14 protein-coding genes are annotated in these 14,310 nt (G+C 54.8%); 3 read left to right on the plus strand and 11 right to left on the minus strand.

Annotated features, from left to right (window positions below; translation table 11 throughout):
* Positions 1 to 75 precede the first annotated feature (75 nt).
* Genes AC1MKH_RS03020 through hpaG form a run of 4 tightly spaced genes read right to left on the minus strand, consistent with a single transcriptional unit; the run spans position 76 to position 4,071 of the window.
* Entirely contained in the window at positions 76 to 456 is a 381-nt protein-coding gene (locus tag AC1MKH_RS03020) for a 5-carboxymethyl-2-hydroxymuconate Delta-isomerase (protein ID WP_001119861.1), read from the minus strand.
* Between the two features lie 9 nt (positions 457 to 465).
* Positions 466 to 1,317: a 3,4-dihydroxyphenylacetate 2,3-dioxygenase gene (gene hpaD / locus AC1MKH_RS03025; RefSeq protein WP_276221796.1), complete on the minus strand. Its 852-nt coding sequence runs from the start codon at positions 1,315 to 1,317 to the stop codon at positions 466 to 468.
* Position 1,318: 1 nt separating this feature from the next.
* Positions 1,319 to 2,785: a 5-carboxymethyl-2-hydroxymuconate semialdehyde dehydrogenase gene (hpaE, locus tag AC1MKH_RS03030; RefSeq protein WP_276221798.1), complete on the minus strand. Its 1,467-nt coding sequence runs from the start codon at positions 2,783 to 2,785 to the stop codon at positions 1,319 to 1,321.
* On the minus strand, positions 2,782 to 4,071 hold the full coding sequence (gene hpaG, locus AC1MKH_RS03035) for a 4-hydroxyphenylacetate degradation bifunctional isomerase/decarboxylase (RefSeq protein WP_276221800.1): 1,290 nt from the start codon (positions 4,069 to 4,071) through the stop codon (positions 2,782 to 2,784). Before hpaG ends, hpaE begins: the two co-directional genes overlap by 4 nt.
* A gap of 282 nt (positions 4,072 to 4,353) precedes the next feature.
* On the opposite strand from hpaG, the gene hpaR reads away from it, so the two are divergent.
* Positions 4,354 to 4,800 carry a homoprotocatechuate degradation operon regulator HpaR gene (gene hpaR, locus AC1MKH_RS03040; protein ID WP_231825482.1) on the plus strand — a complete coding sequence of 149 codons (447 nt, stop codon included), beginning with the start codon at positions 4,354 to 4,356 and terminating at the stop codon, positions 4,798 to 4,800.
* Here hpaR and AC1MKH_RS03045 read toward each other — a convergent pair.
* The 3 genes from AC1MKH_RS03045 to AC1MKH_RS03055 form a co-directional block, all read right to left on the minus strand.
* Positions 4,797 to 5,276, minus strand: coding sequence for a FidL-like protein (locus AC1MKH_RS03045; protein ID WP_327621839.1), 480 nt, complete (start codon positions 5,274 to 5,276; stop codon positions 4,797 to 4,799). The genes hpaR and AC1MKH_RS03045 overlap by 4 nt on opposite strands.
* Positions 5,277 to 5,279: 3 nt before the next feature.
* Positions 5,280 to 6,026 carry a winged helix-turn-helix domain-containing protein gene (locus AC1MKH_RS03050; protein WP_276221805.1) on the minus strand — a complete coding sequence of 249 codons (747 nt, stop codon included), beginning with the start codon at positions 6,024 to 6,026 and terminating at the stop codon, positions 5,280 to 5,282.
* A gap of 119 nt (positions 6,027 to 6,145) precedes the next feature.
* Positions 6,146 to 6,700 carry a helix-turn-helix transcriptional regulator gene (locus AC1MKH_RS03055; RefSeq protein WP_276221807.1) on the minus strand — a complete coding sequence of 185 codons (555 nt, stop codon included), beginning with the start codon at positions 6,698 to 6,700 and terminating at the stop codon, positions 6,146 to 6,148.
* 272 nt (positions 6,701 to 6,972) lie between these two features.
* Between AC1MKH_RS03055 and AC1MKH_RS03060 the strand changes: the two genes are divergently transcribed.
* Positions 6,973 to 7,983 carry an Ldh family oxidoreductase gene (locus AC1MKH_RS03060; protein WP_276221810.1) on the plus strand — a complete coding sequence of 337 codons (1,011 nt, stop codon included), beginning with the start codon at positions 6,973 to 6,975 and terminating at the stop codon, positions 7,981 to 7,983.
* Positions 7,984 to 8,140: 157 nt separating this feature from the next.
* The gene (gene tsr, locus AC1MKH_RS03065; protein ID WP_276221812.1) at positions 8,141 to 9,802 is read left to right on the plus strand and encodes a methyl-accepting chemotaxis protein; all 1,662 of its coding nucleotides are present in this window, start codon (positions 8,141 to 8,143) and stop codon (positions 9,800 to 9,802) included.
* 107 nt (positions 9,803 to 9,909) lie between these two features.
* Here tsr and opgB read toward each other — a convergent pair whose 3' ends face one another.
* The 4 genes from opgB to dnaT all read right to left on the minus strand — a co-directional run bounded on the left by opgB (position 9,910) and on the right by dnaT (position 14,277).
* Positions 9,910 to 12,201, minus strand: a complete 2,292-nt coding sequence (gene opgB, locus AC1MKH_RS03070; protein WP_276221815.1) for a phosphatidylglycerol--membrane-oligosaccharide glycerophosphotransferase — start codon at positions 12,199 to 12,201, stop codon at positions 9,910 to 9,912.
* A 233-nt stretch (positions 12,202 to 12,434) separates the two neighbouring features.
* Positions 12,435 to 12,926: a YjjA family protein gene (locus tag AC1MKH_RS03075; RefSeq protein WP_276221817.1), complete on the minus strand. Its 492-nt coding sequence runs from the start codon at positions 12,924 to 12,926 to the stop codon at positions 12,435 to 12,437.
* A 71-nt stretch (positions 12,927 to 12,997) separates the two neighbouring features.
* Complete coding sequence (gene dnaC, locus AC1MKH_RS03080; RefSeq protein WP_276221818.1) at positions 12,998 to 13,735, minus strand: replicative helicase loader DnaC; 738 nt, start codon at positions 13,733 to 13,735, stop codon at positions 12,998 to 13,000.
* A gap of 2 nt (positions 13,736 to 13,737) precedes the next feature.
* Positions 13,738 to 14,277 (minus strand): primosomal protein DnaT, encoded by a 540-nt coding sequence (gene dnaT / locus AC1MKH_RS03085; RefSeq protein WP_015966045.1) that lies wholly within the window; start codon positions 14,275 to 14,277, stop codon positions 13,738 to 13,740.
* Positions 14,278 to 14,310: the final 33 nt, after the last annotated feature.

Here is a 14,310-nt window from a genome sequence, read left to right on the forward strand (position 1 = left end):
TGCGCCTTATCCGGCCTACGGGTTGGGTGCCTGCTGTAGGCCCGGTAAGCGCAGCGCCACCGGGCAACCTGCGCCTTACTTAAACAACGCGTGCACGTTGTTTTGTTTAAAATTCAGCGTCGGGTGTAGCTCTTCAATTTCAAACGACAGCGCCAGCAGACGGCTCTCCATCAGGGCGGCGAAGTGCGTTTTAATCAGCTCAAACAACATTTCACCCGCCTGCTGACGGCTTTCCAGGCTGCGACCCGCGCCGATTTTCAGCGTCATATGCACGAAAGCATAATCGCGCTGACCGTCGGCCATCTGCCAGGTATCGACCCAATGCACGCGGCTGCGAATACCCGCCAGCGGAAAAATCCCCGTGGCGGCCAGCGCCGGATTCACTTTGGCGAACAGCCCCGGCAGGTCGGCTTCTTCGCGGATGTTGTCACTGCATTCAACGATAAAGTGCGGCATAGCAATTCCTTACGCGGGAAGCGGGAAAACAGCGTTAACCTGACCAGTGCCGGAGCTTGGGAACAGCTCGGTGATAAACTCCACCTTGCCGTCGTATTTATCCCAGCCAAGCATCCCCAGCAGCATCACCGTGTCGTGCATATTGCCTTCGCCGTAGCAGTAGTCGGCGTACTCCGGCAGCATGCTGCAAAACTCTTTGAACTGACCTTCGCGCCACAGCTTCACTACGCGCTCGTCCATCTGGCGGTCGAACTCGCGGGTGTAGCTATTCATGCCTTCCTCGGCGCGCTGGTCGTCAATAAAGCGGTGCGACAACGAACCGCTGGCAAGCACCGCTACGGTGCCGTCGTACTGTTCGATCGCTTTCAGAATGGCTTCGCCCAGCTTGCGGCTGTCGGCAAAATCGTGAACCGTGCAGAACGCCGAAATGGAGACCACTTTGAAGCGCTTGTCTTCATTCATGTAGCGCATCGGTACCAGCGTGCCGTACTCCAGTTTCAGGCTGGGAATGTTGTGAGCTTTGGCCCGCACGCCGAGTTTCACCGCTTCATCGGCAATAAGCTGCCCCAGCGCCGGGTTGCCTTCGTAGTTGTAGGTCATGTCGCGGATAAAGTGCGGCAGCTCGTTGCTGGTGTAGACGCCTTCGAAATGGTCTGCGCAGTTGATGTGATAAGCGCTGTTCACCAGCCAGTGGGTGTCGAAAACGATAATGGTATCGACACCCATTTCCCGGCAACGCTTGCTGATCTCTTTATGTCCGTCGATTGCGCCCTGGCGGCAGCCATGGTTTTTCCCCGGCAGTTCAGAGAGATACATCGACGGCACGTGCGTGATTTTTGCTGCTAATGCTAACTTACCCATATCAGACTCCCCATTTCGGAATGGGATGGTCGCCCATGGAAATGCAGACGTTCTTCATTTCCGCGAACACCTCAAAGCTGTACTCGCCGCCTTCACGCCCGGTGCCGGAGGCCTTCACGCCGCCAAACGGCTGGCGCAAATCGCGCACGTTCTGGGTGTTGACGAACACCATGCCCGCTTCAATGCCGCGCGCCAGACGCAGCACTTTGCTGACATCCTGGGTCCAGATGTACGACGCGAGGCCGTACTCTACGTCGTTGGCCAGGCGCAGACCTTCGGCTTCATCTTTAAACGGCAGCAGGCAGGCGACCGGCCCGAAAATCTCTTCCTGGGCGACGCGCATACGGTTATCAACGTCTGCCAGTACGGTCGGGCGCAGGAAGTTGCCGCCTTTCAGGTGCGCAGGCAGGTCGGACGGTTTATCCGGGCCACCCGCCAGCAGAGTTGCGCCTTCTTCAATGCCGAGACGGATGTAGCCGGAAACTTTTTCCCAGTGCTGCTGGCTGATCAGCGCCCCAACCTGGGTATTCGGATCGGTTGGATCGCCCACGCGCAGACGATTCGCGCGTTCGGCAAAGCGTTTAACGAATTCCGGGTAGATGCTCTGTTGAATAAAGATGCGCGAACCGGCGGTGCAGCGCTCGCCGTTGATCGAGAAGATGGTGAACAGGGCGGCGTCCAGCGCGCGTTCAATATCGGCATCTTCAAAAATCAGCACCGGCGATTTACCGCCCAGTTCCATGGAGTATTTTTTCAGCCCGGCGTTTTTCATGATGTTACGCCCGGTCGCCGTACCGCCGGTGAACGACACGGCACGCACGTCATGATGACGGACCAGCGCATCGCCAGCGGTAGCGCCGTAGCCCTGCACCACGTTCAGCACGCCCGCCGGAATACCGGCTTCCAGCGCCAGTTCACCCAGGCGGTCAGCGGTCAGCGGAGAGAGTTCCGACATCTTCAGCACCGCGGTATTGCCCAGCGCCAGACACGGCGCGACCTTCCAGGTGGCGGTCATAAACGGCACATTCCACGGCGACACCAGCGCACAAACGCCCACCGGCTGCACCAGCGTGTAGTTGAGCATCTTGTCGTCGACCGGGTAGGTCTTGCCGTTCATCTGCTGGCACACTTCGGCGAAAAATTCAAAGTTGTGGGACGCACGCGGGATCAACACGTTTTTGGTTTGATGGATAGGCAGGCCGGTGTCCGCGGTTTCCATCGCGGCAATCTCCGGCACGTTCTGGTCGATCAAATCGCCCAGACGGTGCATCAGGCGCGCGCGCTCTTTCATCGGCAGGCCAGCCCATTTCGGGAACGCCTCTTTCGCTGCCGCTACCGCCTGATTGATCTCCGCTTCACCGCCGGAGGCCACCTCTGCCAGCACCTCGCCGGTTGCCGGATTAGTGGTCTGGAAGTAGTCGTTACCAGCAACGTTTTTACCGTTGATCCAATGATTTATCTTTTTCATTTCGCTGTTTCCTCACTGACAATTCGGTTCACCAGGCGGCCCACGCCTTCCACTTCCACCACCACTTCATCGCCGGGCACCACGTCAGATAAGCCTTTCGGCGTGCCGGTGGCGATCATGTCGCCCGGATTCAGGGTCATAAATTCACTTAAGTAAGCGATAAGGGTTGGCACGCTGAAAATCAGATCGGCGGTGGTACCCTGCTGGCGCAGCTCGCCGTTAACGAAGGTGCGCAGAGTCAGGTTATGCGGATCGGGAATGGCGTCTTTCGGCACGATGGTTGAAAGTATTGGCGTCAGGCCGTCGCGGCTTTTTACCCGCAGGTTAGGGCGGTAGTAGTTTTCCAGGTAGTCGCGGATGGCGTAGTCGTTACACACGGTGTAGCCCGCGACATAATCCATGGCATCGGCTTCGCTGACGTTACGCGCCTGCTTGCCAATCACCACCACCAGTTCCGCTTCGTAGTGCATGTATTCAATATTGTTCGGGCGCACGGAGGTCTGGTTATCGCCCGTGAGGGTATTCGGCGCTTTCAGGAACACCAGCGGTTCTTCCGGCGGCTTAAAGTCCAGCTCGCTGGCGTGATCGGCGTAGTTCAGGCCGAGGGCAAACAGCGTGCCGTGCGGGTGTGGCAGGGTTGGGAAGGTTTTGCGCGTGGTGACTTCGCGCTCGTCCACCACCGGGTTTTCCAGCGGCGGGAAACCTTCTGCCAGAATGCGTATCTGGTCGCCGGGGTGAATGGCCACGCGGGTCTGCGGTGTGCCAATCAGTATGGCGTCGCCAGGGTTCAGGGTGGCGAATTCGCTCAGAGCACTCAGCAATTGCGCTGCGTTGCGTTGTAAATCGGTGGTGTTCCAGCGATCCGCTTCGCGACCGTTGATTTCGGTAATAATTGTCAGGTTATCAACATCTTTCAGCGCCACCATTTCACCTAACGGGCAGAAGCCATCCCTGCATTTGGCTTTGATCGCCGGACGGTAAAAGCTCTCTTCTGGCAGGCTGACGTCGTTCGCCAGCGCGTATCCCGCGATGTACTCTGCGGCGTTCTCTTCGCGCACTTTGGTTGCCGCTTTGCCGACAATCAGCGCCACGGTTGCGCCGCTTTGTACCGTTTCGCCCTGTGGGAAAGGAATGGCCTCTCCCGCACTAATTACGGTGTTTCGCGGTTTGATAAACCAGACGGCGGTTTTGGGCGCGGTTTTATAGGGCGCTTGCTGGAACGCGTTGTGCCAGGCGTCAATCTGGCTGCGGTGGTTTAGAGCGACGGCGAAGACGGTGCCTTTCATTGACCTCTCCTCAGGGCTGATTCGGTGAGTTTCATTTTCATTAATATGTTAATGATCTTTTTTATTCCTGATCGCGTCATTTGGCAAAAGTAAGTGAAATATTTGTGATGCTATTAACAATATATTTACAGTTAAATTTATTAAATCACTTAAAATCAATCAATTAGATTAAGTTTGTTGTTTTGGTTAGATGACAAAACAAAGAAACCGGTTGCCGAATAACGCCGTGTTTGCTAATTGTTTCGTTATTAATGATTTTTTTGAGTACTCTGGGGAAGAACGATGCACGAATCTTTGACAATCGCTCTGTTGCAGGCGCGCGAAGCGGCGATGAGCTACTTTCGTCCCATCGTTAAGCAGCATAATTTAACCGAGCAGCAGTGGCGTATCGTGCGCATTCTGGCCGAGAACCCGTCGATGGATTTTCACGATTTGGCGTTTCGCGCCTGCATTTTGCGCCCGAGCCTGACCGGTATTTTGACGCGCATGGAACGCGATGGTTTGGTGTTGCGCTTAAAGCCGGTCAACGATCAGCGCAAGCTGTTCGTGTCGCTTACCAAAGAGGGGCAGGCGCTTTACGCGCGTGCGCAAACGCAGGTAGAAGAAGCCTATCGGCTGATTGAAAATGAGTTTACGCCGGAGAAAATGCAGCAGCTTACCGCGCTGCTGGGCGAGTTTATTGCGCTGGGCAGTTTGCGCCAGAGCGAGAATACGGACGATAAAAACTAGTTAGCACACAACAGAAGCGGCGAGTAGAAATTACCGATAACAATGGCGTGTTCCGGCGTGCGCTGGATGCTGAGTAAGCGCTTCTGGCCCAGCAGAATACCGGCGGTGTAGGCTTCGAAAATTTTATCCGGTACGCGATCGTGGCTAAAACGTTCGATGTTCTGAATGTGAATTTCGTACAAACTATCGTGCAGGTTGCGCCAGCTGAAATTCTCCTGCCGCGAGACGGTATGCGTCTTCTCGTTCGCCATCAGGCTTCCGGTCATGATGAAATAGCCGCTGCCGCCCGGATTAAAGTGCATCACAATCTGGCCGTCAAAATTAAACGGGTTATTGTCCCGGCTTTCCTTGAAGTTGAGCTGCCCCTGGCAGTTAAACGCCAGCGGTTCTGGCTTGTTAAGCCACCATATTGTCGCGGCGATAAGCGTGATGTTAACGAAAATAAAGGCAATGATCAGGAGGGTACGGGACTTCATCTGTCACCACTCATAAAAGTAATTGGTGCTACAGGTGCTGGTGTTTTGGCTTGAGCGTGAGCACTGCGAAAGCACCAGTCGGCCCTTATCCCCATAAAACAGCGTGTTCTGAATATGCACATAGAATACGGAGTTTTCCAGGCAAGATAAGCCGCTGTTTTCTTTAATTTGACGGGTGAGCGCCACGGCCTGCTTCTGAAAAACGTCAGCAATAGGCGTGAAAGTATAAACCGGGCAACCATCAATCTGGGTCAGTAAATAGCGACCAGTCACTAACGGTGACTGTTTTTGCGAGAGATAACTGCCGCAAATAGCCGCGACGATCATCGTGGCAATGGCCAACCAAATGGCTAATGTCGGGCGGGAACGCGGCGCACGTTCCGGCGCGGGAAGCGCGGGCGCGCTTTCTCGGCTGAGCGGTTGCACACTTATCTCGGCATTCAGCATAAAACCTGTTTTCGGTACGGTAATGATAAACGTGGTGCCGGGCACCATGTTATCCAGCAGTTTGCGCAAGATGCTAATGTACTGATTAAGCGAGTTATTGGAGCCTGTTAAACCACGCTCATCCCACACCTCTTGCAAAAATTTCTCGCGATCCACCACCATGCCATGATGGGCAATTAATAAACTGAAGATATGATTTGCGGTGCTGGTCAGCATCTGACGCTCGTCGCTCTCCTCTCCCTTCAGGGAGAGCGAGCCATCTTCGTTGTCATAGATGATCGCGTCAGCGAGCAGATATTTCATGTGCGGTAAGCGCGTCCGGAATCGAGAGAGCCAAAGGCAAAGTGCCTTTATATTAGCTTAAATTATAGGTTGTTATGTTACCTATAACATTGAACCCAGCAATGATTACCGCCTGCGCATTAGTTGTACAGGGCCTGTCGTTCCATCAGGTTCATTTTGCGGTTGAACTCTACCAGCGTATCGCAGTGGAATTTATCCATTGCGTTGCGCTTATGGGTATAAATCGTTTTCGGCGACTTATTGAGGATTTGCGCAATCCGCACCAGCGTAAAGCCCTGACGGATCAACGAGCACACACGCGCTTCAGAGCGGGTGAGCTGTTTATCGCGACGGCGACGGCTGAACGTTGGGTTTTTCAGTTGTTCTATCAACTCACCCATTGCCTGACGATCGGAGAGAATATTGACTCTGTCATCCGGCAGCATCACGCTCAGGTTGTCTACCTGCTCGCTTTCCGTAAAGACCAGCCACTTTTGCGCAATCGGGGTGGCATAAATTTCCTGGCACAGTAAACGCTGCTGGCCGTCGCTGTTCTCTTTTACCCACTGAATATCAGCGGTTGGTTTTCCCTGCTGACGTACCAGGTTTTTCACGCCCAGCCAAAAGAAATAATTGTTACTCAGAACCCGGACCTGATAGCGGGGTTCTGCCAGAGTTAATGCGGTCATCATCATTTTCACACCCGTTCTGGCCCGCGATGACATTATCGCCGGCTCGGAGAAGAATGAGAAAAAGCCTACCCCGCCGGGGGCGCTTAAAGATATTTATAAATACATTTAGCTTTTATATGGTTATTTATTCCAATTTATAAACTGTATATATATTTTTCATCTGTTTGGCGAAAATAGTTGTGCCATTGTTGTTAAGTGAAAATTAATATACGGTTAGGTAACCCTGCCGTCTCTGATCAACGTTATTGGAGATGAAAATCATAAAGGAGCTTTTCATGGAAACAGTAAACCTCTCTCTGGATGAGGCTTACGCGCTGGCGTATCACGCGCTCAGCAGTAATGGATTCAGTGAACAACATGCGGCGGTGATTGCGCAAAACGTCACTGCCGGTGAACGTGACGGCTGCGCATCGCACGGCCTGTGGCGATTGTTGGGCATTGTCGACACGTTGCGCAAAGGAAAAGTGTCAGCAGATGCGCTGCCTACGGTGATTTCTCAGGCTCCGGCGATTGTCAAAGCGGATGCGCATGGCGCGTATTCGCTGCTGGCCTTTGAGCAAGCGCTGCCGCTGTTGATTGAGAAAACGCGTCAGTGCGGGATTGCGGCGCTGGCGATCAACCGCTGTGTACACTTCTCCGCCTTGTTTGCCGATGTAGAACCGCTGACCGATGCCGGGCTGGTGGCGCTGGCGACCACCCCGAGCCACGCCTGGGTTGCACCAGCAGGTGGTACGCAGCCGCTTTTTGGTACTAACCCGATAGCCTTTGGCTGGCCGCGTGGCGATAAGCATCCGTTTATTTTTGATATGGCGACCAGCGCGGCGGCGCGCGGCGAAATTCAACTGCATCATCGTGCCGGGAAAGCGATTCCTGAAGGCTGGGGAATCGACAGCGAGGGCAACGCCACCACCGATCCACAGGCGGTGCTGGAGGGTGCGATGCTTACCTTTGGTGGGCATAAAGGTTCTGCGTTAGCGGCAATGGTTGAACTGCTGGCCGGGCCGCTGATTGGCGATATGACCAGCGCGGAATCTCTGGCGTGGGATAACGGCGCAGGCGGCCTGCCGTACGGTGGCGAATTGATTCTGGCGCTTGACCCGACGCGCTTCCTCGGCGAGGACGCCAGCGCCCATCTGGCGCGGGCCGAAACGTTATTCAGCGGTATGCAGGCGCAGGGCGCGCGGTTGCCGGGCGAGCGTCGATATTTGTCGCGGCTAAACAGTGAACAGCAGGGCGTGGAGATAACACAGTCGCTTTACGATGATATCCGTGCGCTAAGCGCCTGATGCGCTTCGCTTATCAGGCCTACGCGCTGACCAAACGTTGCGCCGAACCGTAGGCCGGATAAGGCGCAGCCGCATCCGGCAATTCAGGGTTGCACCTTTTCTTAAAGTTTTCTCTATCCAGGCCGAAAACCGTAATTCGCCAGGAGGAAGAGAAAGCATGTTAAAACGTATCAAGATCGTGACCAGCTTAGTGCTGGTTTTGGTGTTATTTGGACTATTACAACTCACGTCGGGCGGGCTGTTCTTCAGCGCGCTCAAAAACGACAAGGAAAACTTCACCGTTCTACAAACCGTTCGCCAGCAGCAGTCTGGCCTCAACGGCAGCTGGGTGGCTTTGCTGCAAACCCGTAATACCTTAAACCGCGCCGGGATCCGCTACATGATGGATCAGAACAATATCGGCAGCGGCGCGACGGTGGCGGAACTGATGCAGGTCGCGCAGAAATCGCTGAGCGATGCGGAAAAGCGTTGGGCCGAGTACGAAGCGATGCCGCGTGACCCGCGTCAGAGCGAGTCGGCGGCGCTGGAAATCAAACGCAACTATGACATCTACCACGGTGCGCTGGCAGAGCTGATTCAGCTGCTGGGCGCGGGGAAAATCAACGACTTCTTCGACCAGCCTACCCAGGGCTATCAGGACAGATTTGAGCAAGCCTATGTCGATTATCTGCAACAGAACGATCGTTTATACGATTTGGCCGTCGCCGATAACAACCGTTCGTACGATCAGGCGATGTGGATTTTGGCCGGCGTCATGATTGCCGTACTGCTGGCGATTGCGATTGTCTGGTTTGGCATCCGTAAAACCCTGATCCTGCCGCTGCAAAGCCTGATTGAAAGCATTCGCCATATTGCCGGGGGCGATCTCATTCGCCGCATTGATGTGGAAGGGCGCAACGAAATGGGGCAACTGGCCAGTACCTTGCGTCATATGCAGGGTGAGCTGGCGCGCACCGTCGGTGAAGTGCGCAACGGCGCGGATGCGATTTATAGCGGCGCGAGCGAGATTGCGATGGGCAACAACGATCTCTCTTCACGTACTGAACAGCAGGCCGCTTCGCTGGAAGAGACCGCTGCCAGCATGGAAGAACTGACCGCGACGGTGAAGCAGAACGCCGAGAACGCACGTCAGGCGAGCAACCTCGCGCTGAGCGCGTCGGAGACGGCGCAGAAGGGCGGTAAAGTAGTGGATAACGTGGTGCAAACTATGCGTGACATTACTGCCAGTTCGCAGAAGATTGCCGATATTATCAGCGTAATCGACGGTATTGCCTTCCAGACCAACATTCTGGCGCTCAACGCGGCGGTCGAAGCGGCGCGAGCAGGCGAGCAGGGGCGCGGTTTTGCGGTAGTGGCGGGGGAAGTGCGTAACCTGGCCCAGCGCAGTGCGCAGGCGGCCCGCGAAATTAAGAGCCTGATTGAAGACTCAGTGAGCCGTGTTGATTTGGGTTCGACGCTGGTGGAAAGCGCCGGGGAAACCATGGATGAGATTGTGAATGCGGTGACTCGTGTGACCGACATTATGGGCGAGATTGCCTCAGCGTCTGATGAGCAGAGCCGGGGTATCGACCAGGTCGGGCTGGCGGTGTCCGAGATGGATCGCGTCACCCAACAGAACGCCTCGCTGGTGGAAGAATCCGCCGCCGCAGCTGCGGCGCTGGAAGAACAGGCCAGCAGATTGACCCAGGCGGTAGCGGTGTTCCATATCCAGCAGGAAAAAGCACTTCAGGAGAAAGCGGAAGAGCGCGTGGTGGCGGTGAAGCCAGTGCAACGCAAAGCTGCGGCGACGGATGCCGGGGAGAACTGGGAGACGTTTTAAGGCCCTCATCCTAACCCTCTCCCACAGGGAGAGGGGACCGATGGTGCCAGTGATGAGCTATGTGCGGTTTTCTCCCTCTCCCTGCGGGAGAGGGCGGGGTGAGGGGATTATCCCTGCGCCTCAACCACCTTAATCTCCACCATCCCAATCCCCAGCTGACGTGGGGAGTGGCCGAGGATATTCCCTTCGTTCGTAGACTCAGGCGCTGGTGGGACAATCACCAGCGTGCTGGCCTGCGTCGGGTTATCGAAGTGCAGCGTAGTGGTGGTCACATCGTGACCAAGCGTCAGCGTTTGCTCGCTATTGCCAACGCGCACGGGAATCGGTTTATCGGCATTCTGACCAAACGCTTTCGCGGTGATCACCAAATCAAATTTCTTCGGCAGCGGATGCTGATACTCAATTTTCACTTCGTTGCCCAACTGTGCGTTGGACCAGCGCCCCCAGCCTTCCGGACGCGAAATGCCGCTAAACTGCTTCACCTCTTCCGGCGCACCGGCGACATTGAAAATGAAGCTGTCGGCTTTGTAGCGAATATCGTTATCCACCACTTTCAGGGTGTCGACGTTACCGTTATAGCGTGTCATGTCGATTACCGTGTCTTTGAATGCCGTTTTGCCTTTCCACTGCGCTTTATCGACGTGCTGTACTTTTTGTTCTCCGCCGAGCTGCCCCTGCGAGACGCACCAGTCGGTGGAGAGCGCGAATTCTGGCGCCCAAAGCTGGCCCATTTTGTAGCAGCGGTCAATCCAGACGAAGTTATCGCGTGGGGCAAAATCAGCTAACTGGTAGCGCAGTGGCGCGGAGTATTCGCTTTCCGGCAGCGGTTCGACGCGTTTTTCCGACACGCGCAGCAGCAGCGGCAGGCGGAAATGGCTGCCAGAGAAGGCAATCATGTTTTTCTGCGAATCGATGGTGAAATCTTTCATCTCTTTCGGGAAATTCCACAGGCGGATGATGTCGGGTTTCCACGCCAGCACTTTCTCTTTCATATTGAGGAAAATGGTCGACAGCGATTCGCCCGAGAGGCTGCTGCGCCCCAGGCCGATGAAGTTATCACCGCCCAGAATATCGAGCACCGTTGCGCCGTTATCCATGGTGTTACGCTTTTGCGCCATCACTTCCTGCTGAGGCTGGTCGCCGCGCAGGACGAAGAACAGGTTGTTGCGATCCTGCTTATTGAGGTAATCCCAGGCGGTATTTTTCATCGCCAGATGATCGGAGGACACCACGATCACCGTGTTTTTAAAGTACGGCGAGGCTTTGATTCTGTTAATGAATTCCGCAATATTCTGCTGACTACAGCTTACGGCGCTGAAGGATTGATTGGCTTTGCCGCCAATTTCATAGCTTTTACGCGAGCAACTGCGCGAGATAAAACCATCCGGGTGATGCGTGTCGACGGTCAGCGTAAACAGCGAGAAACGCTTGCCCTCTTTAGAGAGCGTTTCGAATTTTTTCCACGCTTCGTCCAGCACCGTGTCATCGTAGAAGCCCCAATCGTTGCGGTAGTTTGGGTCATCAACGGTGGCTTTCAGCTCTTCGGAGCCATAGAGGTTGTCGAAACCGTGCGACTTCAGGAAGACATCTTTCCCTGCGAAGCGCAGGTTCGCGCCCTGCACGAAATAGTTTTCATAACCGGAGTTTTTCAGGATATCGCCAAGGCAGATATTCTGCGGAAAGAAGCTGGAGAGTGACGCGGAAGCGTTGCCTTCAAACGGTGCGAACAGCGGAATGCCGCATTGTGAAGCGACCATCCCGGCAATGGTGTAGTCGGTGCCCGGCAGCTGCATGGTGTGGCTGAAATCGATGCTGTTATCTTTCAGCGCGCCAAGCTCCGGTGCGAGATCCGGAAACGCCTCGTTATCAAAATAGGTGCGCTCCAGGCTTTCACCGTAGATGTAGACGAGGTTCAGCTTTGGCTGTGGAATGCTTTTGGCCGGCTCTTTGTAATAAATAGAAAAATCAGGATCGCCATCGCGCGACTGGGATTTTACCAGTTCGCTAATCTGGCGAAACGCCGGGCTGGCATCGACGGAACCCACTGCCAGCACCAGCGCCAGCAGGCTGTAACCAAAATGATGCGGATGATGACGGCGGCGACGCAACAGCCAGCCGAGCGTGCCGAATACAGCAACCAGCCCAAACACCAGGCCGATACCTGGCAGGATGTACTTGCTGACCCCTGCGCCGGTCAGGCTGTTGGTGAGCGTGTAAAGTACAGCGTCATTGATGCCGTCGCCGGTGAAATAGTCGCTGGCATAGAGCGTAATGTTGAGTACGACAAAAAATCCCAAAACAATCAGCGTAGCGGCGAACCACCACGTATTGCGGCCTGCCTTCAGGGCGTAAATCGCCACGGAGGCAAGAAAAAGAGCAAGGGAGAGCAACTCTGACACTACGTATCCTCAACAGCGCCAGTTTTCTGGCCAGACATTTATTAAACAGCATAATGTAATCATGCCGTCGTATAGCTGCAATTCTAGCGTCATCAAAGTGTGCTGTTGTTCAGAATTGGTTTATAAATAGCCGATTTTATCGTCGAAGAAGGGAACTTTTGTGCATGAGGGGTAACACGGATGTTGCAGCGTGCGGATAAACGAATGGGCGCCCATCCGCACGCTCAGCGGGATCAGGAGAGGAAGTTCACACCCTGTTTCAGCACCAGATCGCAGGCTTTGGCTTTCACTTTTTTACCCAGATCGGTATTGCCCAGGCTTTCAAGATTCAGCTGCTGGCCATCTTTTGCATTCAGCAGGCCCTGGATGCCGTCCATATAGCTGGTGTCTTTTTTCTGCTCAGCGGCAGTGTCCAGACCCAGTTTATCCAGCACCTGAGATTTGATGTTATCGACGTTGGCAACAGAGGTGATTTTCTCTTTTGCGCAGTAACCCATAATGCCCGCCGCGTTATTCATAGTGCTCGAGCTCAGAGACTGTGAACCGCCATTCAGCAGGCTGGTTAATGAGGAGAGCGATGTGCCGCTCTGCTGGCTGCTGCTCTGGCCGCCCAGTTGGCTAGCCGCGCTGCTCAGCGTGTCGGTCAGAGAATTGGCGTTGGCCGCCGTTGCGAAGAAGGCGCCCGCAAGGATGGCGCCACATAACAGGGATTTGGTCGTTTTCATGAGAAGCACTCTATTCATGCAATGAATGTATTAGGCCGCCAGTATACTCCCGGTAGGCACTAAGATTTATCTCAATACTCTTTGCCGGTGACCCGGCTGCGATAGCTGTCCCAGTTAAAGATGACCCACAGGCTGTTGCCGAGGCGCATACGGTCCATCACGCGTTCTCCCAGCAATTTATTCATCTCATCCATATTGCTGTTGGTGAGCATACCGGTAGGGCGCTTGGAAGAAGAGCGACGATCGACAATCTGGTTGATGATCACTTTCTCGTAGCGCGACTCCGTTTGCACACCGATTTCGTCGATCACCAGCAGGTCGACCTGGCTGAGATCGTTCAGCAGTTGCTCTTCGCTGGTTTCCCGATTGCTGAAGGTATCCTTCATTGCCGACATAATGTCGGCTACTGTGATGATCAGCACCGATTTCCCGCGGAGGAGCAGTTCATTGCAGATGGCCGCCGCCAGATGGTTTTTCCCGGTACCAGGCTTGCCGGAGAAGATAAAACTGGCAATGTTGCCATCGAACTCTTCTACGTACTGACGCGCTTTTGACAGCGCGTTCATCTGGCCTTCGTTTTCCACACGATAATTGTCGAACGAGCAGTTCTGGTGCAGCGGGCGAATGCCCGAGCGGTTAAATGTGCGCTGCATTTTCATGGCGCGGTTTTCCCGCTCCAGCGCAGCGGCGCGGATTTTTCCCTGCTCTTTTTGCCAGGCCAGCAGCTCTTCACCGGTGGTGAAGGCGGGCTTGACGTTCGCCGGCATCATCTTTTGCAGGCGTTTCATTAAATCGCCAACGTTTTTCATGCTCATCCTCTGAAACCAGGGGGAATATGATTATCGGGTTCTGATACGCTGTTCAGGTCGCGCTTCGGCTGGCCGTTATTGCTCGCGCGGCCCATTTGCACGCTACGCGCCAGTTTTTGCTGCCACTGCACGTGATGGAACACTTTCCCTTCTGCCTGCCAGTAGGCGACAAATGAGGCCAGTTCCTCTGGGGTGACCGGCTCGCTGAGGGCAATTCCCCACAACGCGGAAAGCCGCAAAAATTCGGCATCCGGCTGCCAGCCTGCATACATGGCAAATTTGCCCATCGGCACGGCGACAGGCATGGGCGCAGGCTCTTCAAAGAACTGCGTATCCAGCGCCACATCGCTGCCCGGACGGGCGAGTTTTTCTTCCAGCGCTAACAATTGTGCCAGCCGTTCCGGCGTGATGGCGTAGAACGCGGGCGCATTGTTAGCAAATACGGCCAGTGCGCCACCTTCTGTTTTAGCAAGAATGGCAGCAGGATCGGCGACAAAGGCGTCAATACCAATCACGTTCGGCGTCAAAATACGAGAAGACATAACACTATCTCAATACAGAAAAACAACAGGAAG

The sequence above is a fragment of the Pseudocitrobacter sp. CD920760 genome (genome assembly GCF_057782505.1).